Here is a 23,491-nt window from a genome sequence, read left to right as displayed (position 1 = left end):
GTAGTAAGTGTTAGTCTGGTAAAGCCGATTTCAATAGTTTATCTTCATTAGCTTCGGCTGCTAAATAGCAAGCTTTTATTTTTCCTTCCGCCATTACCAAAATCCTATCCGAAAGAGCAAGTATTTCGGGAATTTCAGACGAAACTAATAAAATACTCATGTGGTCAGCAGCAAGTTCTTTTATTAGGTTGTAAATTTCGCTTTTGGCGTTAATATCAATTCCACGTGTTGGCTCATCCATCATTAAAATCTGAGGATTGGTCGCGAGCCATTTTGCCAGAACTACTTTTTGTTGATTGCCGCCGCTTAGATTTTGGCACAATTGCATTTCTGACGGGGTTTTGATGCGTAACTTTTCAATATAGTTTTTGGAAGCGTTTTTTTCTTTTGAGGGTTCTAAAAAACCAGAGACAGGTAAGTTTGTTAAACTGATATTAGACGAAATGTCCATTCCTAAAACGAGTCCTTCTGTTTTACGGTCTTCGGTTACAAATGCTAATCCATTTTCAATGGCTTCTTTTGGTTTTTTGTGAAGAACATTTTTTTGATTGATTTCTAAGCTATAGGTGCTGTTTGCGGGATGCATGCCAAACAAGGTTTCCAAAAGTTCAGTCCTTCCGGCACCCATCAGACCGAATATCCCCAAAATTTCTCCTTTTTTCAGTTCAAAAGAAATATCATGAAGAAGCTTTCTTTTTTTATCATTTGGATGAATTAAGTTCAGGTTTCCTACTTTTAAAATGGTATTTTCAAATTGGCTCTGAGTGCATTTTTTGTCAATAAGAACATCACGTCCAACCATTTTTCGAATCAAATCGTTTTCGGTCGTATCCTTCATTTCTCCCTCATCGATGCTGTTTCCGTCTCTTAAAACAGTATAATTTTCGGCGATTTTAAACAATTCATCCATTTTGTGCGAAATGTAGACAATCGTTTTTCCTTCTTTTTTTAATTCAAAAATTATACGATGAAGATTGTCTATTTCCTTGTCGCTTAAGGCAGAGGTCGGTTCGTCCATTAAAATGACATTGGCATTGCAGAGAAGTGCTTTTGCAATTTCAACTAATTGCTGTTCTCCTACTTTTAGCTGCTGTACCAACGTTTTTGGAGAAACGTTTAATTGGATTTTTTCAAAAATGCGTTTGGCTTCTATTTCCATTTTTGTGGCATCTAAAATTCCAAGCGGCGTTAAAATTTCTCGTCCTAAAAATAAATTTTGGGTTACGCTGAGTTCCGGAATCAAATTTAATTCCTGATGAATAATGGCGATGCCTGCATTCTGGGCTTCTTTTATATTCGAAAACGAGACAGTTTCCCCGTTTAGTTTAATTTCGCCATCATATTCAGTGTAAACGCCCGTCAAAATTTTTAATAACGTAGATTTTCCTGCGCCATTTTCTCCGAGTATGGCATTGACTCTTCCAGGATAAAATGTGAAATTAACCTGATTGAGTGCTTTTACCCCTGGAAATTCTTTCGATATGTTTATTGCCTGTAACAATTTACTGAAGTTTAATTTGTGAAGGAATAATTAAAAGGTCCGTAAACAAGGTCTGTTTTTTGCTTAATTTGACAGCTCCCGAAAATGAAATGCTGTCCCCTAATTTTACAGTTTTGATTTCTTTCGGAATCACTTCATTTCGAACAATATCATTTAAGCTTTCAGATACTTTGTTGAATTGTGCGTTGGTCTTAAAATCGGTTAGTTTTACCAGTCCCGAAGCATCTCTTAAATCATTTCCGAAAATGTATTTTGTATCAATAAATACAACACCATTATGTTCGTCTGCAACGGTATAGATGCCATCTTTTATATCAATGATTTTTCCCGTGCTTTTAATCATAAAATAGGCCGAATTTCCGATGCCTAACCTGTTTCCGAATTTTTCAAAAGCCGCACTTGGGTCGGATTTCAGGGAAGAAATCAAGTTGGTAAGATCAACAGTCTTTTTGCTTTTTAAAATACCTTTATAATAAAGAGAATCGGCATAGGCTTTAAAGTCAAAAGATTCCTTTTGTGCTTTTTTGACATCGCTCAGCTTTTTGAAATAAACCGAGTTATATCCTAAAAGAGCTATTGCGAGAAGGGCTAAAATATACAAATACTTTCTTTTCATCTTAATAGTCTTTTATGTTCGATGCATTGATCAGTTCAACTTCTACGGGAACTCTTTGAGGAAATGTTTTTCTTCCCTTGAAATATTCGTCAGCAAACTGCGCTGCGGTCTGGGCCATTACTTTCGGAAACTGCATGCCTGTAGCCACAATTTTTTTTTCTCTGATTTTTTCGATTACATCTGAGGCTCCGTCAAATCCAAAAATCTTGACATTGTATTCTTTTCCTGCTGCTTGTAAGGCCTGAAAAGCGCCCATCGCCATGGCATCGTTACCGCAAAAAACAGCGTCAATATCCGGATTTGCCTGCATAATGGTTTCTAAAACTTCCATAGCTTTGGTACGGTCGAAATTACCGCTTTGCTGTGCCACCATTTTCAGATTAGGAAAATGATCTACAACAGAATGGAATCCCTTTGATCGTGCCCACGTATTATTGTCGCCGACAAGTCCTAAAATTTCGACATACTTTCCTTTTTCTTTTAGTTCCTTTACAAATTCAATTCCGATAGAAACACAGCCAGAATAGTTGTCTGATAGGATCTGGCTTGTAGCCGCATCATCAGTATTGACTTCCCTGTCCATACAAAACACAGGAATTCCGGCAGTTTTTGCTTTCAATATGCTCGAAATAGAACCGTCAGAATCGGTTGGGTTCAAAAGGATAGCGTCGTAACCCGAAGAAATAAGATTCTCAAAGTTATCCGATTCAATGGCCGGATTATTCTGTGAATCAAATATTTTGGCTTCGTATCCTAATTTTCGGGAATTCTCGGCTGCTGATTCCGCCAGCATTACGAACCATGGATTGTTTAATGTCGAAACCACAACTGCAATTTTTGGTTTTTCAGCCTTTTCTTTTGAAGAGCAGCCCAAAATTAAAACCATCATTGCAAGTACCAAGGAAAGATGTCTTATTTTCATAAGCTTAAAAGATTTAAGGCAGTATTTTTTAGTCCGTCGGCCGATATGCCATAATGATTGAAAATTTCGGTCTGCGAACCAGAAACGGTATGGTCATCCGGCAATCCTACAATTTTGAATTTGTTCGTATTTCCGTTTTGAAATAATAAAGACGCAACAGCTTCACCTAGTCCACCATTGATGGAATGTTCTTCAACGGTAATAATCGGTTTTTTATTTTCGGCAACAGCCAATAATAATTCAGAATCCAAAGGTTTGATAGTATGAATACTGATGATTTTACAACTGATATTATGTTCTTTTTCTAGAAGTTTTGCCGCTTCTACACAAGGAAGCACAGCCTCGCCAGTAGCAATAAAAGTCAAATCGCTTCCTTCCTGAACAACACGACCTTTTCCAATCTTGAAATCTGAACCAGTTGCATTCAGGTTTGCCGGCATCGTTTTTTTGCCGAAGCGGAGGTAAACAGGGCTATGCATTTCAGCCACCTGCTTAATGGCTTCTGCTGTCTCGTAATTGTCTGCAGGGGCTACAATCGTGATGTTGTTAATTGCCCTCAGCACTGCAAAATCATGCAAACTGTGGTGTGTTGTTCCTAAAGCACCATAACTTACGCCAGCACTAATACCGATTAATTTTACAGGATTGTCAGAATAAGCGACATCATTTTTAATCTGTTCTAATGCTCTTGCCGTAAGGAAACAGGCAGGGGAGACGGCAAATGCTTTCTTGCCCATGCTCGCCAGTCCGGTGGCAACGCCAACAAGATTCTGTTCGGCAATACCAACTTCGACAATCTGGTCTGGATATTTCTGTCCAAACGGCACTAACTTTCCTGATCCGCGAGAGTCGCTCGTAACCACCGTAATGTCTCTATCTGTAGCGGCCAACGATTGAAGGACTTCAGAAAAGACTTCTAGATTAGCGGCGTCAATTGTTTTTATTTCTACCATTATTTTAAGACAGTTTCAAGTTCTTGTAATTGCAGGTCTAATTCTGCTATAGCCAAATTGTATTGTTCTTCTGTAGGAACGCCATGATGCCATTTCAGGACATTTTCCATATAGCTGACACCTTTTCCTTTAGTTGTGTGGGCAATGATAAAGGAAGGCTTGCCGTTTTCTAATGGTAAACTATTTAGCGTTTTAGAAAGTTCATCCAAATCATGCCCGTCCACATGGGTTACCGCCCAGCCAAAAGCCTCCAGTTTTTTATCTATAGGTTCTAGTCCCATAACGTCAGCGTTTGAGGCCGTAATTTGGAGTTTGTTATAGTCTAAGATAGCACACAGATTATCTAGTTTGTAATGCGAGGCAAACATCATAGCCTCCCAGTTTGAGCCTTCTGCCATTTCGCCGTCACCAAGAATTGTAAACACTTTTGCATCCGAGTTGTCTTTTTTCGCCGCCAAAGCCGCTCCGGCGCAAATCGGCAATCCGTGCCCTAGGCCGCCTGTATTTTGTTCGATTCCAGGAATGCTTTTAGTAGGATGCCCAATGTACGGAGAGTTGTATTGGCAAAGCGATAATAAATCTTCTTCGGGAAAAAAGCCCTTGTCTGCTAAAACTACATACAAAGCTTCAACAGAGTGTCCTTTGCTCTGAATAAAGACATCCTTGTTCTTAGAATTGAAGTTTTCCGGAGAAATGTTCATGACATCATTGTACAATACATTCAGAATATCCACAATAGAGAGGCTTCCTCCAGTATGTCCTGCTTTGGCATTGTAGATATATTTGAGTATTTTTTTCCTACTCTCTATTGATTTTCGTTTTAATTCTGCAATGTGCATCTTGATTCATTTAGTGTTTATAAACTTCCCAGCCCATATAATTTCCTAGAGCTTCTTCTAAGATTGCGGCTGTTTTTGAGGCGTTCATTACAACGTGGTGCTCAAATCCGTTTTTGCAGATGTACTGCATCAACCCTTGAAGGTCAGGTATTTGAGCGACAGCTCTATTGCCAAATGTATTTAATGCGTCATCTGTAAGTTCGCCTTCACCAATGTAGACTTTAATGATCCCTTTTGGATCATCGGTACTGATTCTGCCGTAAGTAAGCGGCATGGCAGGTGTTCTTCCGTCTAATGCGCCATACGTATTTTCAACTCCTACGGTAGTTCCTAAAATAGGAGCAGTGCTTAACTGAATGTCTGGAATAAATGATTTAGCCCAGTTCCCGCAGTGAAATAAAACACATTTTTCAGGATCATCGGCATAGTTGTTATTCCAATCAACCAACGCACTTGGAGAACCCGAAGCCAGCTGCATGGCGTACATACTCAACGTTCCGGTAACGTCTACTTCGCAGGCGCTCGGAAGCATGTTTTCACTCATGATACTCATGCTTGTGCACACATTGCAACCGTAATTTTGCTGTAATGAAGTCCAGCATTGAATGGCAGTAGCATCGAGAGCGTGTTCTTCCATAAACTCTTTTAGGACAACATCTAATTTTGCTATTTGGAGCATGGCCTCGTTAGGTGTTTTACCTTGAGCAACATAAGCGTTTATGGACTGTAGATGTTGTTTTACTGATTCGTCTTCTGCGGTTAACTTATTTGCTTTTCCTAAAATTTCAGACAAATCTGCTGTAGTTACCGTAATGCCGTTTCTTTGCAGAATCTTTTCAGAATAACGAACAGTATTAAATGCTCCAGGTCTAGCTCCGATAGCTCCAATACGTACATTGCGCATACCTTTGACTACTCGGCAGACAGCAATGAAGTCTAACAAGTCTTTTTGGAAAACAGGGTCAGACGGACTCATAACGTGCTGGCTTGTCAAAGAATATTTTATGCCATACTGATATAGATTATTGCAGACTGAAATTTTGCCGCACCAAGAATCACGTCTATTAGCCACGTTTAATTTGGTTAGTTCGTCAGGATAGGCCTGTATGAGAACCGGAACATTTAGGTTAGCAAGTTTTAAAGTGTCGGCCACGCCTTTTTCATCACCAAAATTGGGCAGCAACACCAGTACTCCCATAATCTCATCCTGGTGTCTTTTGAATAATTCAGCACACTTCTGCGCTTCTTTATACGTTTCTACGCCGCCAAGTTTTGTATCGGTGTTGTCTAATAGAATAGGTTTGATGTTTAATTGGGCAAAAACGTCAATAATTTCAAGTCTAGCTTTTTCAACCAAACTGTCCGGAAAAAAATCTCTATTTCCAATTATTACCCCTAGTGTTGATATTACCATGTATTATTAATTAAGTTTTTTTATGCTACTATTACTTCGATTTCGTTGTCTCTAAATACTTGTTTGTGTTTTTCTTCAATATTGTCATCAGTAATTATATAATCTATTAACGACAAAGCCCCTAGGCTGGCTAATGCGCTTTTGCCCATTTTAGTGCTGTCCGCTACAAGATAGGTGACATCTGCGGCCTCGATCATCGCTTTTTTTACGACCAAGTCACTAATGCTAGGATAGGTAAGGCCGGCTTTTAATGAGATTCCAGCTGTCGCTAAAAATAATTTCTGCACATTCAGTCCTTTAAAAAAGTCAGCAGCCTTTTGTCCTGTCAATGACAATGTCGGCGGTTTGAATTCGCCTCCCGTCATAATGACCTCTATGTCAGGATCAGCTCCCAACAATAATGCTATGTTTAAGGCATTAGTAATTACTGTTAATTGTTTTAAACCCTTTAGTTTTTTTGCAATTTCTGTTGTTGTCGACCCCGAATCGAGAATAATCGTGTCTCCATTTTCTATGAATTCAAGGCATTTTTGTGCAATAGCCGATTTCTGTTCAAGATTTTCCTGACGTTGTAGAGAAAAACTCTTAACTTGATCTTCTACGTTTTTAATGCTTGCGCCGCCATGTTCTTTGAGGATCAATCCTTCACTTTCTAGTTTCTCAAGGTCTTGACGTATAGTTACTTCTGTAACTTTAAATAATCGCGCTAGATCATTTACTTTGGCAAAGCCATCCTCTTTTAAAAGATCTAGAATTTTTTCTCTTCTTTGATTTGCTAACATATTTATTTGTTTCAGTTATGAATAACAAATATAAAATAAATTAAAAGGCTAAAAAACAATATAAAAACAAACTTAAATAAAAATAAAAGAAAAACAAAGATAAATAAAAGAAAATAAAAGAAAATTTAAAATTATTGTGTTTCAGTTTTACACTTTATATAGGAATAATGTTCAACATTTTAGTTTATGTGTTGTTTACATTGCGTACTACTCTTAAAAAGTGCCAAAAAAAACCTGCAAATTCGATTTGCAGGTTTCATGGGTGGGGCTGAATTTAAACTTAAGGCTTCACTGCAGCATATTATATTTCGCTTCATGAGAGAGAAAGCAATTGTAATCGGCTACAGCTGCATTAATTTAAATAATGTTGTCATTGGAAGTTTTTCAGAAAGAAGTACACCTTAACCTCATTTCTCCTCGGTCATATCTATAGTTTTTGGATTCAGCGTCATCAGTTGTAAGACAATGGCAGTAATCACGACAAATAAGAGTAGTACAAATACTTGTCTCATTCCTCCATTATCGGCTGCTTTTCCTAAAAACTCGGTGATAACGGCGCCAGCTGAAATACCTACAAAATTCATGATTCCATATCCTGTAGCCCTATAGCGAGGTGCAACAAACTGGCAGAGAATCGGCATGTTGTTGGTGTCGTACATTCCAAATCCAAGTCCAAAAAGAATCGCGCCAAAAATAATAGCTTCAATATTGCAGCAGTATCCAAATAGGAACAATGCAGGAATGGTAAGAAACAATCCGATAGTGCTTGTATAAATACGTCCTTTAAGATGTTTCATCACCCATTTATCAGAAATCGCGCCGCCAATTAAAACACCAAAAAAAGAAGCCATCGAAATGGTTACTGTTGCCATTGGTCCTGCGAGAGACATATCTAAATGTAAAGTTTCGGTAAACAAGGTAGGCAACCAGTTTTTGGCAGCCCAGCCTGGTAAACTTGGGGCAGCGAAATAGAAAAGTAACACCCAAAAGGAGATATTGCCGAATAATATTCCTAATCCTTTGAACATTTGCCTAAACTCAAACGTGACAGATGATATTTTTGAAGAATCAAAAAAGTATGCTTTCTTTTCTCGTAATAAAAATATAAGTACTAAACTATAAACTACACCAAGTAAACCTACGGAGTGAAAGCTGAAATGCCAGGAAAAATGCTTAGAAATAGTAGCTCCAAACCCCCCCAGCGCCTGACCTAAATAAATTCCGGTGGTATGAATCGCAATTGCAAATGAACGTGTTTTTTCCTGATGGTAATCTGCAATTAAGGATAATGCGGCTGGAATATAAAAAGCTTCACTAAAACCCATAATGCCTCGCAAAATATAAATCTGATTGAAAGTTGTGGCATAGCCCATCGCCATAGTCACCCCTGACCAGATAAAAAGACTACCTATAATAATTCTTTTTCGGTTAAACCGATCAGCGATAATTCCGGACACAGGGCTCATAAGTGCATAAATCCAAAGAAAGATAGCCATCAAAAAGCCAAAATTTTCAGCTTTAGCCAATTCAGGAATGTCATCCATCATCGCTGATTTCATTGTAGAGAGCATTTGTCGGTCTAAATAATTCAATAAAGCAACAAACCAAAGCAGGCCAACAACAATCCACGGATAGGATTTTTTTTCATTCAATTTAGCAATCATTCTCTTTTTTCAAAATAAAGGCCGAATATACGAATTCAAATGCAACGGGAAAGAATTGTTTTGCATGTTGCTTGTTTATGTATGCTTAATTTTTTCCAACTTCTGAATTTTTGCGATTGATCCACTTTTGCGATTGATTAGTTTTAAAAAATCTGAAAAACAGGGTAAAATTAAAAAACCTGTAAATCAAAAGATTTACAGGTTTTGTGGGGAGAGCAGGATTCGAACCTGCGAAGTTTTCACAGCAGATTTACAGTCTGCCCTCGTTGGCCGCTTGAGTATCTCCCCGAATCTCTAGCGTTGTGCTTTGTTGTTCTAAGCGGTTGCAAAGATAGGAACTCTTTCTACATTTCCAAACAAAAAAACGACTTAATTTTAAGTTATTTTAAAGATATTTTTTAATCGCTTGGAATTGAACAGAATAAAAAACGCTTGTCCCGAATTTTTTTTTTGTTTATTTTTAAAAGTAAGATTATTCTTTTGGTTTTTTATAGAATTTGTCAAATCGTTTTTAAGCCTCAAAAGTCGTTAGGCTCTGCTATTGCTGCTTTTTTTGTAAATAAATATTGAATTGATAACCCGTTGGGTGTAATTAAAAAATAAAAGCATTTTAACACATAGAAGGATGGTTTTTTGTGCCGAAAAAAGAAAATGGAACAAACAAGTTTCCACACATAGCTAAACTATGTGCATTTAGACTAGTGAAACGCCTTTTTTAAGTTTAGTTAAACTATGTTTCTATGTGTTGAAAATAATTTCACCCAACGAGTTGAATTGATAATATTCTTTTTTAATACTTTCCAATGATGAATTATTAAAATAAAAAAATCTCCACTAAGGGAGATTTCTTTGTTTTGATATTTAGTGCTATTTAGCTAAAAGCTCTAAAACTTTAGCCTTCAATTCTGGCCCTCTTAAATCTTGAGCTACCACTTTTCCTGATGCATCAAGAATAAAAGTCGCTGGAATTGCTTCAACTTGATATTGTTTTGCAATTGGTTCGTCCCAAAATTTTAGATTCGAAACATGCGTCCAGGTTAAACCATCTTTTGCAATCGCTTCTTTCCATTTTGCAGCATCCTTATCCAAGGAAACACCAATGATGTTTAGACCTTTTGAATGAAGTTCTTTATAAAGGGCTACGATATTCGGATTTTCTTTTCGGCATGGTCCGCACCATGAAGCCCAGAAATCAACGATAGTAACTTTTCCTAGGCTTTCCTTAAGCGAAACTACTTTTCCGTCTGGATTTGGAGCCGAAAAATCTGCTCTTCATTTAGCGCTACCAACAGGAGCTGCGGATGCACCTACTGCAGGTAATTTTGCTTGTCCAAGTCTAGTTTTGATTTCTTTACCTGGTGTTGTGTTTTTAACAGATTCGTCTAAAGAATTGTATAAGCTTTCTGCTTTTTTAATGTCTGCGCTTGGGTCATTAATCATGCTTTGGATGATCAATGCAGAGATGTAAGATTTTGGATGACCTTCAGCATAAGCTAAATACTTCTTTTTGCTGTTTTCCTGAACTTCTGTCTGGATAGTCATATATTGTTTCATCAAGCTGTTGATAGTAGCTGTATCTTGTGCTTGTTGCGCTTGCTTCATTTTCTCATTGTTGTTTTTTTGAAAATCAATTAAGCTTTTTTGAGTTTTTCTTAAATCTTCGTCAAATTTCACATACTCATCATTGTTGTATGTTCCAGAAACTTTAGTTCTTTGGATGCTATCCTTGTCGATGTCAATTTTGATTTCTCCTGTTTCTAAGATAAAAGGAATCGGAGCGTTTGCATCCTGAAGAATTAATGTATGAAAAGCAGGCTCAGTAACTTTACCTTTTATTTCAAATTTTCCGTCTGCAACTTTTACTGTGTCAAGAGCAACTGTCATTCTTGTAGCCGGATCCATTCCTTGTAAGATGATTGTTTTTCCGTTTTCAATTCCTTTTGCAGTACCCGTAATTAGATATTCTCCGTCTTTAACTTTGCTGCATGAAATGATAGCTGCAGATGCCGTAAGTAAAAAAAGTATTTTTTTCATTATAAAAAATTAATTAGTTAAATGATTTGTGCAACAAAAGTATCTAAAAATATAAAACATACAGAATTTTGCAACCTAAAATTTTGTTATAGTTTTTTTGAGTCTAATATTCAATAAATCAGTGTGTTTGCCTGTTCGATTTGATTTAAAACTCACGGTTTTGAATTTATTTGAAAACTTAGTAGTTCAAATTTGTAATTTTTACACATAAAAAAAGCACCCTTTAATAAGAGTGCTTCTATTGATGTTTTAACGTAAAACTATTCTTGGTTTGTTTTCTTTCTCCAAGTAAAAGCATTTAAAATATGTCTTTTTGCAAATCTTGCAGGAGAATCAGCATTTACCATTTTCACGTAAGTTGCTTTTGGAACACTGATGTATTCGTAAACACTTCCGTTAGAAAAATCAATGATTAAACGACCTTCAACAAATTTGAAATCTGTGATAGAGCAAGTTGAAATCGTTTCGGTGTACTCTGGTAAATTAAGTTTGATAGTATCAGGGTGAATGCTTACTAAAAAGTGGTAAGCTTCGATAATCGTTTTACTTTTTTCTTCTGCAGCTTTTAATCCGGCCTCATCTCCAACAAATTTATCAGGATGAGATTCTTTCATCGCATTACGATAAATTGTTTTTAAATCTTTTAATTCTGCAGTTTTGTCTACGTTTAGTAACTTGCGGTATTCAACTATTTTTTTCATAAATAAAAGGTAACTACTTGTCTATTAGTTTGAAATCGTTTTGTTTTAGTTCAAATCGACAAATTTTTTGCAAAGGTACACTTTTTTTTAACTTTTTAGTTTTGAAGGAAAAAATATTAAAAAAAGTTAACCGTAAGTTTAATTTAACTGCAAAGTACGCTAAGATTTTTTTCTACCGCAAAGTACACAAAGATTTACGCAAAGTACGCTAAGATTTTTTCTGAGTAATGTTTATAAACATAAAGTTCGCAAAGCTATGTCAACACAAAGCTTTGCGAACTTAATATCTCAATCTATAAGCCTACTATAAATAACCTTTGCGAACTTTGCGGTAAAATTCTACGTTCCAACAAAACTTAAAACTTAGAACCTGAAACCTGAAACAAAAAACTATTCCGGCTTATGATTAGCCTTATCGAAGTTACGAGATTTCTTTGGGTATTTGTCGTAGCTCATGTCGCTTGGGTTTTCTATAACCGATTTTATAGTAATCCAATCACCAACATTAAATTTCGACTGAACCATTTTATAGTCTAAAAGATATTCACCGCAGAAATAATTGTTATTTTCATCTTTTTCGATAATGCCGGTAAAAACTCCTTTTTGCGGCATTTTTTGTTCTGAATCCTTAGACATGATTTTTATATTTAAATTAAAAAGCAAAGGTAAGCAATTAAGGATTGTTTTTCGGAGTTCGCTGCAAACTGAGTATATTTGCAACATGCAAAAAAACTTTAAGCCACATCCAAATTCTTTTAAAAATACCTTTTGCGCATTTCACGAAGTCCTTCCGGAAGCGATTCAGGGATTAAAGAAACAATTTGAAAGCAAAGCAGGAAGCGCTTATTATTACACTGAAGAAGGAATGTACCGGGTTTCAAATCATTGGGGAAGACTTGCAAACAGTAAATGGCGATTAGTTGCCCGTGATCCAGAAACAGAATCGAAAACCAAAATTGGTTTTGCTAAATGGAGTGAATTTTACCCAGACAATGCAACAGATAAACTGTATTACATAGAAGCAGACTTTGAAAAGAATTTAGCCAGCTATCAGCATAAAAATAATCCAGAATACGATGGGAAAGCGGTTTTAAGAACAAGTTCGGAAACTACTAAAAGATTGAAACAAATAAGAAACCTGCAACAGCTGACCAATTGGGCGAAACATTTTGATTATGAGGATATCGATGATTTAAGAAAACAAATTATCACCGAATTGATTTTTACAGAAAAAACGTTAGAACAAATAAAAAGAGAAGTATAATGGGACGCAATAACGAAAAAAACATCAAAAAACATAACGATAAATTGCACAAAGCCCAGGCAAAAGCCAAACAAGCCGAAATTGCAAGAAAAGAAAAATTAAAAGAAATCGTTAAAAAATATAACGAAACTAAAGAGTAAATATAAGTTGCCACAAATTCAAGAATTAGCACGAATTTTATTTGAAATTTGTATTCAATCCAGATTAAAAATTAGTGAAAATTGGTGTAATTCGTGGCGAAAAAAAAACAAAACCATATGAATTCAAAATTCGAAACCCTAAAAGCAAGCGTACAAGAAATCATTGATTTAATTGCTGCGAAGAATGATAGAGAAGCCAATAATAAATTATTAGAAGTAAGCGAAACATTAGACGAGATGATTGATTTTGCTGAAGAAGATGAAGAAGTGAGAGAAATTACCCGTTATCAGGTTTTATTGAACCAGCTTCATGTAAAGATTAATGGAGAAGAGCCAGTTGATGGAGAGTCATAAATGTTTCTGCGACACGGGACTGCTTTTTGAGAACTGCTGTGGATTGTATCTGAATAATGATAAAAAAGCCCCATCGGCCTTAGCCTTAATGCGTTCCAGATATTCTGCTTATGCAACTCATAATGCCGATTATCTAATGGAAACCACTTATGTTTCAGAAAGGAAATATTATTCAAAACCCGAAATTTTAAGATGGGCGGTCTCCAATAAATGGCAGAAACTCGAAATTTTGAGTTTTACTGAAAATACTGTCGAATTCAAAGCATACTTTTTAGATTCAAATAATAAACCTCAAGTACATTACGAATTTTCAACTTTTAAATTTGAAAATAATGCGTGGTATTATTTGGATGGAAAGTTTGAATAATTATTACATCTAACACTGTTAGTTGAGATTTTTGATTGAATATTTTAACTAAAAATTAATAAACGATTCGTTTTTCATAAATCTAAAAAGGTGTAATTTTAGATTTATGAAAAACGAATTTAAAAAAGGCTTTTATTTTAAGACTTACGAAGCTCCTTTTCAGTCTCCGTTTGACAAACTTTTTACGATTTTTAAAGAGTTGATTACCCATACTTCGGGCGATTTTGATGAAGCCATCAGCTGGCTTCGGGAACTGGATCAAGAATACAAACTTACCGACGAGAACTACACCATAGACGATTTTATCGAAGACCTAAAAAAGAAAGGCTACATTAAAGATGAAGTAAAAGACGATGGCTCTTCTGGTTTCGGAATTACAGCAAAAACCGAAAGGGCGATCAGACAACAGGCTTTAGATCAGATTTTTGGAAACCTCAAACGCTCTGGAAACGGAAATCATAAAACAAAATATGCAGGAAGCGGTGATGAACATACTGGCGAGTTCCGTGAATATAATTTTGGTGACAGCTTAGAAAGAATTTCGCTAACCGAAAGTCTGCGCAACGCTCAGGTTAATAACGGCGTAGAAAGTTTTATGCTAACCGAAAACGATTTGGTTGTTGAAGATGCACAATACAAAGCGCAAATGAGTACTGTTCTCATGATTGACATCAGTCACAGTATGATTTTGTATGGAGAAGACCGAATTACGCCGGCTAAAAAAGTTGCAATGGCTTTGGCTGAATTAATAACGACAAGATATCCTAAAGATACGTTAGATATTTTGGTTTTTGGTAATGATGCCTGGACTATTCCAATTAAAGATTTGCCTTATTTGCAAGTTGGGCCGTATCATACCAATACAGTTGCCGGTTTGCAATTGGCCATGGATATTCTACGCAGAAAACGAAATACCAACAAACAGATTTTCATGATTACCGACGGAAAACCAAGCTGCGTTCGCGAACGCGATGGTTCTTATTATATGAACAGCAACGGTCTGGACGAATATATTGTAGACAAATGCTACACACAGGCACAACAGGCAAGAAAACTTCATATTCCGATTACGACATTTATGATTGCTAGGGATCCGTACTTGCAACGTTTCGTAAATCAGTTTACAGAAGCCAATCAGGGAAAAGCATTTTATACTGGAATTAAAGGTTTGGGCGAAATGATTTTTGAAGATTATGAAGCGAATAGGAAGAAACGGATTAAATAGAGTTGCTAAGATTCTGAGGTTCTAAGATGCTAAGGTTTCTTTGCAGATGAAAATATAACGCATACTGTAGAGACGCACCGCAGTGCGTCTAACACAATCCAAATCAACAAATAAAACAATCTATATTTCAATACAATGGAAATAAATACTATAAAGACATTAGGTCAATTAAAAGCCGCTGGATATAAGAGTACAAGCATAAAAGATGAATTGCGAAATAATCTTCGTGAAAAAATAAAATCTGGAAAACCTGTTTTTGAAGGTGTGCATGGTTTCGAAAATACAGTAATTCCAGAATTAGAAAGAGCTATTTTGTCTCGTCATAATATCAATTTATTGGGACTTCGCGGGCAGGCTAAAACACGTTTGGCTCGTAAAATGATAGAACTGTTAGATGAGTACATTCCGTTTGTGGAAGGTTCAGAAATTAATGATGATCCGCTAAATCCAATTTCGCGTTTTGCTAAAGATTTAATTGCAGAAAAAGGAGAGGAGACACCAATTTCGTGGTTGCATAGAAGTGAACGTTTCTTCGAAAAACTGGCAACTCCAGATGTAACCGTCGCGGATTTGATTGGAGATGTTGACCCGATTAAAGCAGCAAACTTGAAATTGTCTTATGCAGACGATCGAGTAATTCATTTCGGAATGATTCCGAGAGCCAATCGTTGCATTTTTGTAATTAACGAATTACCCGATTTACAAGCTAGAATTCAAGTAGCATTGTTTAATATTCTGCAAGAAGGTGATATTCAAATTAGAGGATTTAAATTGAGAATGCCTTTGGATATGCAGTTTGTTTTTACGGCAAATCCGGAAGATTACACGAATCGAGGAAGTATTGTTACGCCTTTAAAAGATAGAATTGGATCTCAGATTCTAACACATTATCCTGAAAGTATTGCTATTGCGAGAACTATTACGGAACAAGAATCTAAATTAGATAAAAATCAGACCGATATTGTTTATGTGCCAAGTTTGGCAAGAGATATCTTGGAGCAGATTAGTTTTGAAGCTCGTGAAAGCGAATATATTGACAATAAAAGTGGTGTAAGCGCCAGAATGAGTATTACTGCCTTTGAAAATTTAATCAGTACGGCAGAACGTCGTGCTTTAATTTCAGGAGCGGAGAAAACAACGTTACGTTTGTCTGACTTTATCGGAATTATTCCAGCTATTACAGGAAAAGTCGAATTGGTTTATGAAGGGGAGCAGGAGGGAGCCGATGTTGTGGCTGAAACTCTGATTGGTGCCGCGATTCGAACTTTGTTTCCCCTTTATTTTCCGAAAATCGAAAAATTAGAAAAACCAGACGAAAAAACACCATATTCAGATGTAGTAGAATGGTTTTTTGCTGAAAGTGGTTTCGAATTATTAGACGATGCTTCTGATGAAGAATATAAAACTATTTTAGACGAAGTTGCGCCTTTGGATAATTTGCTTAAAAAATACCAACCAGAAACCCCTAAAGATGATGTTTACTTTTTAAAAGAGTTTATTTTGTGGGGATTGGTCGAATATAAAAAACTGAGCAAAGACCGATTTGAAAAAGGAAATCAGTTTAGAGATATTTACGGAAGTTATATCAGTAAATTTTAAGACTGTTAAAGGAATTTTTTACACATAAAACATTGCCGATAACCATACGATGTCGGGGAAATTACTTGAAGTAAAGCACAAATTACATGAATTGATTGTAATCAAACTAATTGCACAAACTATTTAGCAATATCAATTTGTGAAAATTTGTGTAATTTGTGGCAAAAAATAAACATGGTCTAGCCGGTTTTTTTAAACCGGTTAGACCATTTTCTTTTACAATATTTTACTTTTGCAGTCTTAATATAAATCTATGTTATTTCTTATTCTAAGCATTTTATGCAGTGTAACAGTTGGCGTTATTTTCAAAATAAGCAGAAAATATAATAGCAATGCCACACAAATTATTTCTTTTAATTATGTGGTTGCAATTGCACTTTGTTATTTTACTTTTAATCCAGATTTGCGTACGTTGGATGAATCGGCGCCATGGAATATTTATACAGCTGTTGGAGTCTTGCTGCCTATTGTTTTCTTGTTTTTAGCCTTTTCTATAAAATTCATGGGAATTGCCAAAACTGATGTCGCGCAGCGTTTGTCTCTTTTTATTCCCATCTTGGCGGCTTGGCTGTTATTCAATGAAAATTTCAATACATATAAAATAATCGGGGTTTTAATTGGTTTTACAGCGCTTTTGTTCATATTGAGAAAGCGGCCCGACAATAAGGAAAACAAATGGATTTATCCAGCTTTGGTTTTGTTTGGTTTCGGAATTATCGACATTCTTTTCAAAAAAATTGCCTTGTATACTGTAGTTCCGTATACGACTTCTTTGTTTTTTGTTTTCATAATTGCATTAGCAGTTTCGGTTTTAATTGTTTTCTATAAATTATTTGTTGCCAAGGAAAAATTCAATCTTCGAAATCTTCTTTTTGGAGCATTAGTGGGTGTGTTTAATTTCGGCAATATTTTGTTTTATCTAAAGGCTCATAAAGCTTTCGCTGAAAATCCTTCTACGGTTTTTGCCGGAATGAATATGGGAGTCATTATCCTAGGGACACTTATTGGAGCCTTTTTCTTCAAAGAAAAACTTTCTAAAACCAATGTTTTAGGACTGGTTTTGGCATTAATAGCGATTATTTTCATCTTTTTTTCGCAATTGCAGTAAATTTTTAAAAGTCTAATGCTTTTGTTTACAGTGTTTTAAATGGTAAGAATTTAATTATTTAAAATAAACTCTACTAATTCTATAGAATTTATAAATTTATTTTGTAGATTTGCTTCAACAATGAAAAACTATAGCCGAAATATCATGACGTCTTTTACATGCAGCTTTGCGATGTGCTGTATGATGGATCGTGCTCTGAAATGGCGTTAATAGAGAAAGTACTTGTTAGTTATTTTTTTTTTTAGCCTTTCATTGCACCGTGAAAGGCTTTTTTTTGAATTCATTAAAAATTAAAAAATGAGAACCAATAGAAATGTCAATATTTTGATGCGCTGCTGTCTTAGAAAAATTCCGTGTTGCACTTTGAAGTAAATGCAAGAATTATTCGATGATAAAAAAATAACCCAAACCTAAAACTATATAATATGAGTTCAGAAATTATAAAACATAATCCTTTTCAGTCTATGATTGATAGGTTTAATATTGCAGCAGATATTCTAAATTTAGACGATTCGATCAGACAGAAACTGCAGCGTCCTGAAAAACAAATCACAGTAAATTTTTCTATTGTTTTAGACAACGGAAATGTACAGAATTTTGAAGGCTACCGTGTTATTCATAATACTGCATTAGGGCCATCAAAAGGAGGCATTCGTTATGATACAGCGGTAAATATTGATGAAGTAAAAGCACTTGCCGCCTGGATGACTTGGAAATCTGCTGTAACCGGAATTCCGTTTGGAGGCGCAAAAGGCGGCATTATCTGTGACCCTAGAAAGCATTCTAAAACCGAATTGGAAAAGATTACAAGAGCTTATACAAAAGCGCTATCTGATATTTTCGGACCAGAAAAAGATGTTCCTGCACCCGACATGGGCACGGGTCCTGACGAAATGGGCTGGCTGATGGATGAGTTTTCTTTATTGCACGGAAAACCGATTCATGCTGTAGTAACCGGAAAACATTTGCATTCTGGCGGCTCTCTCGGAAGAGTAGAAGCGACCGGAAGAGGGGTGAGCATTATTAGCCTTTTGGCGCTTGAGAAACTAAAGATAAGGCCGGCAAAAGCAACAGCCGCAATCCAGGGTTTTGGAAATGTAGGACTTCATTCTGCATTATTTCTTTACGGAAAAGGAGTAAAAATTGTTGCTGTAAGCGACGTCTCAGAAGCGTTTTACAATCCTGATGGTCTCAACATTCCTGAATTGATTTTGTATTACAATCTTAATAACAAAACCATAAAGGGATATCCAAATTCGGTTGCCATAAAACACGAAGACCTACTCTTGCTAGAAGTCGATTTATTGATTCCCGCAGCAAAAGAAGATGTGATTACGCAGAAAAATGCAGGTCAAATTCAGGCAAAAATTATTGTCGAAGGAGCCAATGGTCCAGTTTCTTCAGATGCCGACCAGATTCTGCACGAAAAAAACATATTAGTTGTTCCTGATATTTTAGCCAATGCAGGAGGTGTTACAGTTTCTTATTTCGAATGGCTTCAAAATTCGCTTTTGGAGTCTTGGAGGATCCACCAGATCAATACCCGTCTGGAGGATATTCTCGAAAAAGGTTTTGATACTGTTTTTAGAGTTGCAGTAAAATACAATGTAACGCCTCGTATAGCTGCTTATATTATTGCTTTGAAAAAAGTGGCCGAAACGCAGTCTGTAAAAGAGTTTGCACTAGAGGCACCACAATATAAACAGAATTAGAATCAGGTTTATTTGTAAAAGATCATTTTCATTGATTGTATTTTTTTCTCTCCAAAAACAATGCAATTAATGGAAATGTCTTTTTCGTTTTATTTAATGAATACAAAATTTAGAATCGTAAAGTATTGAAAAGATGAAAAATATAAATTTTCTGGCGTTTGCCATGCCGGCCTTTTTCCTTTTTTTATTTATAGAATATAAACTTGCAAAACGCAAAAAAAGACCTGAAATTTTTAATTATGAAAGTTCTGTCTCGAATATCAGTATTGGAATTGCGGAACGTTTGATTAATTTGTTCGTTGCGGCAAGTTTTTATCAGTTGTATTACTTTATTTACGATGATTACAGAATTTTTGATATTCCGGCCAATGCTTTGGTTTGGTTTGCTCTTATTCTTGCAACCGATTTTGTTTGGTATTGGTACCACAGATTAGGGCACGAGGTCAACTTTTTCTGGGCCGCGCATATTGTGCATCATCATAGTGAGGAATTTAATTTTACCGCCGCAGCCAGAATTACGACTTTTCAAGCCATTATCAGAACCGGATTTTGGTGCATTCTGCCCTTAATTGGTTTTCACCCTACAATGGTTATTACAATGCTTATTGTGCACGGCGCTTATTCCTTTTTTACCCATACACAGCTTATTGGCAAAATAAAGTGGTTAGAATATGTTTTTGTTACGCCTTCTGTCCATGGCGTTCATCATGCTTCTGACGAAAAATACCTTGACAAGAATTACGGCGATATGTTTACTTTTTGGGATCGTCTTTTCGGCACTTTTCAAACCGAAGAAGAAAAACCAAAATACGGATTAACACATCCGCTGAAAAGCTATAGTTTTTTATGGCAGCACTTTCATTATTATTTTGAAATCTACGAATTATGGAAACGCTCGAGCGGATTTAAAGCGAAATGGAAAGCCATTTTTGGAAGCCCAGCCGATATGGACCAAGATATTCGACCGATTCTCGAAAAACGTTTTCTGCAAGACAAAAGCAATCCGCATCAACGGCTTCGTTTTAAAAATTACCTTTATATACAATTAGGAATCTGCACTTTGATTCTAACAATTTTTACCTATTATTTTGAGTATTTAGAATTGTACGATAAAGTGTTTGTACTTTCTTTAGTGATTATCACTTTAATAAATTGCGGCGCTTTATTAGAACAGCGAAAATGGATTTATTATTTAGAATATACCCGCCTTGGCATGATTTCAACTTACTTTTTGTATGAAGAAGATTTACTGGCATTTTTCTTTGTGCCAATTGCAATAATGATTTTTGCAGAACAATTATTTTCATTAAGCAAAATCTACCAGAATACGATTTTACAGTTGGAACCTGCTGAGTAGTTTTTTTTCAGCCACGAATTCACGAATTTTTATTTAAAATGATATGGAAATTTGTGTTCGATAATTATGCGAATTTATTGGAAAAAGAAAATTTGTGAATTCGTGGCGGAAAAACTTAAGTCCCAGAGGGACGAAATATTTATAGAAAAGATATTTGTTGTACAAAAGAGCTCCAGCGGAGCGAAATATTTTTTCAGCCACGAATTCACGAATTTTTATTTAAAATCATACGGGAAATTTGTGCTGGATAATTACACGAATTGATTGAAAAAAAAATTCGTGAATTCGTGGCTAAAGAAAACTTAGAACCTTAGCATCTCAGTACCTCAGTACCTTAGATAGTCTTTATCTCCATAATTTTTTGTTCAAAAGTATCCTTAAAATCAGATTTGCTTTTGATTCTGGTTTTGTAGGTATAAATGGTAGCTACCGAAAGTTCCAGAAATTCGGCCATCTGGCCACTGTCTTGAATGCCTAAACGATAGAGCGCAAAAATTCGAAGTTCTGTATTGAGCAATTCCCCTTTTTTTACAATGCTTTTATGATCGTTTGGAAACAATTTATTGAATTCGGTAACAAAAGTCGGAAACAGTTTCAGGAAAATCTCATCGAACTGATGAAAGAGGCTTTCTCGTTCTTCTTTCACATTATAACGCTTCAGGCTTGCGATAACTTCATCTGTCTTTTTGGTTATGATTTTATGAAGTGTACTTTTCTGGATATGATCAATTTTATTAATGAAAGCAGAAGTGGCCTTGATAAAATAAGTAATATATTCTTCCTTAATTGCATTGGCTTCGCTTAGGCTCACGTTCATTTCCTGTAATTTCAGATACGAGTCTGCCATTATTTTTCGGGCTTTGTTTTTTTCTTTTAATTGTTTGAAAATTATTCCGAGGAAAATAAAAATGATTATTGTGAGTATCGTCAGTAAAATGATGATTTTTTCGAGTTTATCGTTTTTGTCTTTTACATTATTCAGTTGCGCTTTTTCGATAATCGGGAGAATAGACGAAATTTCGATTTTTCGGTGTCTGGCATTATAAAAAGTGGCATCATCCATTGCGATATTAATGTATTCATTGGCTTTGTCCAGATTTCCCATTTTAAAAAGCTCGTTGGCGAGATTTCGCAATGCAACAGTTTCCTTGGTCGCATTTTTAACATCCGAAATAGCAGCCAAGGCAAGATACTGAATCGCTTTTTTGGTGTAACCCCGTTCCGAATAAATATAGCCAAGACTTGAAGCCGCAATTCCGTAATAATCTGGTGGCAAATTATAATTGTTGATCCAATAACTGAAAGCAAATTCAGCTCCACGCCAGTCTTGTTGTTTTAAACGTTTTAAACTTTCTGCTGACCAGTATTCATTGGTATTGGGTCCAATTATTTCTAAAGCTTTTTTTAGAAAATGATTTCCCTTTTGCACATAATGAATCTTAAACCGCATATCACTGTTATAATCGGCCAAATCATAGTAAGCACGGGCTTTTATGTTGTAATATTCAATTTTGTTTTTAAGATCAAGTTTTGCGTCATCAATAACATTTAATGTATCGATAGCTTCTTTAAATAATCCAGACGAAAGCAGTACAAAACCTTCCTTAATACGACTTTGCGATAGAAGTTTCGGATTTTTTAAGGCTAGTGCTTTAATTTTTGCTTCTTCTAAATAATAATAAGCCGAGTCGTACTTAAATGATTTGTATTCATCAAAAAGCGACATATAACAATTGTACAACGCTTCGTTATTCTGATTGAGTTTAAACTTCGATATGTTTTTCTTTAAAGCTTCTATTTTTCGATATTTATTTTTCAGGTACACTTCTTTTTTCTGAAGTGCCTGATCTAATTCTTCCAGCACCGGATTTGCCTCTTTTGCCTTCAAAGAGAGTCCGATTATGAAGAAAAATAACATCAATATTTTTTGCATGATTTGGTTTGGTTTAGGATAAAGTGGTTTTTTGATAGAGTTAGGTTAGTGTTATTTTGAAATTGAAATCGGTTCAAATCAATTAAAAATGTGATTCTGATATTTGGGTGAAATTGGTTAGTTAACATCGTTCTAAAACCTCGATTTCAAATGAAAACAAGCATTAAATGTTAAAAACAAGAAAATTATTTGCAATTATACAATAAAAAGAACTGATATATATGCATGCTCAAAAAAATACCCTTAATATTTTTCATATTGTCATTTTTACCATTTAAAAACCATCATTTTTGGTCTAAACAGCATCTTGATTTTTTTGTTATAAAAATAAAACTAATAAACTGATTATTAGTGGTTTGGTTTTAATATTCTCTGAATTTAATCTTGATTTTTCTCAGATATTTTTTTTTGGAATTATTAAACGTCTAGCTTCGCTCTAACCTTTTGAAGGGGTAACAAACTAACGAAAACCAAAAATTTATGAGATGTAAAAGTATTTACTGGCTAGCTTTTATGTTGTGTTTTTCTGCCATAGGCTGTGATAACACAGAAGACGGAAGCTACGTAGATCCAATTACTATTTATGAGAAAGTAAATGGCAATTGGGGCTTAACAAACTTAAAAATGGTTGATGAGGCTGCGAAAGCAAACAAGATCGAACCAAGCGAAGAAAACCTGAGTATTTATTTTAACTACGAAGATTTTAAGATCAACTTCAGCGTAGACGAAAAAAACAAACCCACAAGTTATCAGGTAACAGGAAATGTACCTCCTTTATTTGCTCCAAAAGGCTATTGGGAACTGAGTTCAGATTTTCAGCCGACCAATGCCGGAGCAACCAAAATCTATTTGTACAGCGACGAGCAGAAAACCCAGAAAACAGATGAACTACGATTAATTTCTGTTCCGGGAAAAAATGAAGAAATGCAGCTGCAATTAGTGCGTTCTTCTGGAGGAACACCATTTGTGTCTTATATATTCAAATTAAATGCTATTAACTAAAGAG

At 35.5% G+C, this 23,491-nt stretch carries 22 protein-coding genes, 1 tRNA gene and 1 pseudogene; 10 read left to right on the top strand and 14 right to left on the bottom strand.

Going from position 1 to position 23,491, the window contains the following annotated elements; translation table 11 throughout:
* Positions 1-10: 10 nt before the first annotated feature.
* The 13 genes and pseudogenes from E0W73_RS08765 to E0W73_RS08705 all read right to left on the bottom strand — a co-directional run bounded on the left by E0W73_RS08765 (position 11) and on the right by E0W73_RS08705 (position 12,062).
* The gene (locus E0W73_RS08765; protein WP_135221705.1) at positions 11-1,501 is read right to left on the bottom strand and encodes a sugar ABC transporter ATP-binding protein; all 1,491 of its coding nucleotides are present in this window, start codon (positions 1,499-1,501) and stop codon (positions 11-13) included.
* Position 1,502: 1 nt separating this feature from the next.
* A complete protein-coding gene (locus E0W73_RS08760) occupies positions 1,503-2,117 on the bottom strand; it encodes a DUF2291 domain-containing protein (protein ID WP_135221704.1) in 615 nt (204 codons plus the stop codon).
* A 1-nt stretch (position 2,118) separates the two neighbouring features.
* Positions 2,119-3,039, bottom strand: a complete 921-nt coding sequence (locus E0W73_RS08755; RefSeq protein WP_135221703.1) for a D-ribose ABC transporter substrate-binding protein — start codon at positions 3,037-3,039, stop codon at positions 2,119-2,121.
* Complete coding sequence (locus E0W73_RS08750; protein WP_135221702.1) at positions 3,036-3,992, bottom strand: transketolase family protein; 957 nt, start codon at positions 3,990-3,992, stop codon at positions 3,036-3,038. Before E0W73_RS08750 ends, E0W73_RS08755 begins: the two co-directional genes overlap by 4 nt.
* Positions 3,992-4,831, bottom strand: a complete 840-nt coding sequence (locus E0W73_RS08745) for a transketolase (protein ID WP_135221701.1) — start codon at positions 4,829-4,831, stop codon at positions 3,992-3,994. The genes E0W73_RS08750 and E0W73_RS08745 overlap by 1 nt, the downstream gene beginning before the upstream one ends.
* 10 nt (positions 4,832-4,841) lie before the next feature.
* A complete protein-coding gene (locus E0W73_RS08740) occupies positions 4,842-6,245 on the bottom strand; it encodes an L-fucose/L-arabinose isomerase family protein (RefSeq protein ID WP_135221700.1) in 1,404 nt (467 codons plus the stop codon).
* A gap of 20 nt (positions 6,246-6,265) precedes the next feature.
* Positions 6,266-7,027 (bottom strand): DeoR/GlpR family DNA-binding transcription regulator, encoded by a 762-nt coding sequence (locus E0W73_RS08735; RefSeq protein WP_135221699.1) that lies wholly within the window; start codon positions 7,025-7,027, stop codon positions 6,266-6,268.
* A gap of 407 nt (positions 7,028-7,434) precedes the next feature.
* Complete coding sequence (locus tag E0W73_RS08730; RefSeq protein ID WP_135221698.1) at positions 7,435-8,691, bottom strand: MFS transporter; 1,257 nt, start codon at positions 8,689-8,691, stop codon at positions 7,435-7,437.
* A gap of 207 nt (positions 8,692-8,898) precedes the next feature.
* Positions 8,899-8,979 (bottom strand) — tRNA-Tyr (locus E0W73_RS08725).
* 579 nt (positions 8,980-9,558) lie between these two features.
* Positions 9,559-9,945, bottom strand: a pseudogene (locus E0W73_RS08720) (peroxiredoxin family protein); the annotation flags it as partial.
* A gap of 18 nt (positions 9,946-9,963) precedes the next feature.
* Positions 9,964-10,725, bottom strand: coding sequence for a DUF4369 domain-containing protein (locus E0W73_RS08715; RefSeq protein ID WP_135221697.1), 762 nt, complete (start codon positions 10,723-10,725; stop codon positions 9,964-9,966).
* A gap of 260 nt (positions 10,726-10,985) precedes the next feature.
* Complete coding sequence (locus E0W73_RS08710; RefSeq protein ID WP_135221696.1) at positions 10,986-11,426, bottom strand: KTSC domain-containing protein; 441 nt, start codon at positions 11,424-11,426, stop codon at positions 10,986-10,988.
* A 390-nt stretch (positions 11,427-11,816) separates the two neighbouring features.
* A complete protein-coding gene (locus tag E0W73_RS08705) occupies positions 11,817-12,062 on the bottom strand; it encodes a hypothetical protein (RefSeq protein ID WP_135221695.1) in 246 nt (81 codons plus the stop codon).
* Between the two features lie 85 nt (positions 12,063-12,147).
* Between E0W73_RS08705 and E0W73_RS08700 the strand changes: the two genes are divergently transcribed.
* From E0W73_RS08700 to E0W73_RS08665, 9 genes are all read left to right on the top strand, one after another.
* Positions 12,148-12,690: a hypothetical protein gene (locus E0W73_RS08700; RefSeq protein ID WP_135221694.1), complete on the top strand. Its 543-nt coding sequence runs from the start codon at positions 12,148-12,150 to the stop codon at positions 12,688-12,690.
* On the top strand, positions 12,690-12,830 hold the full coding sequence (locus tag E0W73_RS21395) for a hypothetical protein (RefSeq protein WP_162847680.1): 141 nt from the start codon (positions 12,690-12,692) through the stop codon (positions 12,828-12,830). The genes E0W73_RS08700 and E0W73_RS21395 overlap by 1 nt, the downstream gene beginning before the upstream one ends.
* Before the next feature lie 117 nt (positions 12,831-12,947).
* The gene (locus tag E0W73_RS08695; RefSeq protein WP_135221693.1) at positions 12,948-13,184 is read left to right on the top strand and encodes a hypothetical protein; all 237 of its coding nucleotides are present in this window, start codon (positions 12,948-12,950) and stop codon (positions 13,182-13,184) included.
* A complete protein-coding gene (locus tag E0W73_RS08690) occupies positions 13,153-13,551 on the top strand; it encodes a YchJ family protein (protein WP_244248457.1) in 399 nt (132 codons plus the stop codon). The genes E0W73_RS08695 and E0W73_RS08690 overlap by 32 nt, the downstream gene beginning before the upstream one ends.
* A 106-nt stretch (positions 13,552-13,657) precedes the next feature.
* Positions 13,658-14,776 (top strand): vWA domain-containing protein, encoded by a 1,119-nt coding sequence (locus tag E0W73_RS08685; protein ID WP_135221692.1) that lies wholly within the window; start codon positions 13,658-13,660, stop codon positions 14,774-14,776.
* Between the two features lie 135 nt (positions 14,777-14,911).
* On the top strand, positions 14,912-16,375 hold the full coding sequence (locus E0W73_RS08680; RefSeq protein WP_135221691.1) for a magnesium chelatase: 1,464 nt from the start codon (positions 14,912-14,914) through the stop codon (positions 16,373-16,375).
* Positions 16,376-16,628: 253 nt separating this feature from the next.
* Complete coding sequence (locus E0W73_RS08675) at positions 16,629-17,483, top strand: DMT family transporter (RefSeq protein WP_135221690.1); 855 nt, start codon at positions 16,629-16,631, stop codon at positions 17,481-17,483.
* A 425-nt stretch (positions 17,484-17,908) separates the two neighbouring features.
* Complete coding sequence (locus E0W73_RS08670; RefSeq protein ID WP_244248456.1) at positions 17,909-19,195, top strand: Glu/Leu/Phe/Val family dehydrogenase; 1,287 nt, start codon at positions 17,909-17,911, stop codon at positions 19,193-19,195.
* Positions 19,196-19,328: 133 nt separating this feature from the next.
* Entirely contained in the window at positions 19,329-20,552 is a 1,224-nt protein-coding gene (locus E0W73_RS08665) for a sterol desaturase family protein (protein ID WP_135221689.1), read from the top strand.
* A 334-nt stretch (positions 20,553-20,886) separates the two neighbouring features.
* Here E0W73_RS08665 and E0W73_RS08660 read toward each other — a convergent pair whose 3' ends face one another.
* On the bottom strand, positions 20,887-22,485 hold the full coding sequence (locus E0W73_RS08660; RefSeq protein WP_135221688.1) for a DUF6377 domain-containing protein: 1,599 nt from the start codon (positions 22,483-22,485) through the stop codon (positions 20,887-20,889).
* A 480-nt stretch (positions 22,486-22,965) separates the two neighbouring features.
* Between E0W73_RS08660 and E0W73_RS08655 the strand changes: the two genes are divergently transcribed.
* A complete protein-coding gene (locus E0W73_RS08655) occupies positions 22,966-23,487 on the top strand; it encodes a DUF5004 domain-containing protein (RefSeq protein WP_135221687.1) in 522 nt (173 codons plus the stop codon).
* The last annotated feature ends 4 nt before the right edge of the window (positions 23,488-23,491 follow it).

Origin of the sequence: Flavobacterium foetidum (assembly GCF_004634245.1) — a bacterium.
Taxonomy (GTDB): Bacteria; Bacteroidota; Bacteroidia; order Flavobacteriales; family Flavobacteriaceae; genus Flavobacterium; species Flavobacterium foetidum.
The sequence above is the reverse complement of the archived record's forward strand: the minus strand, read 5'-3'. Positions and strand labels throughout refer to the sequence as shown.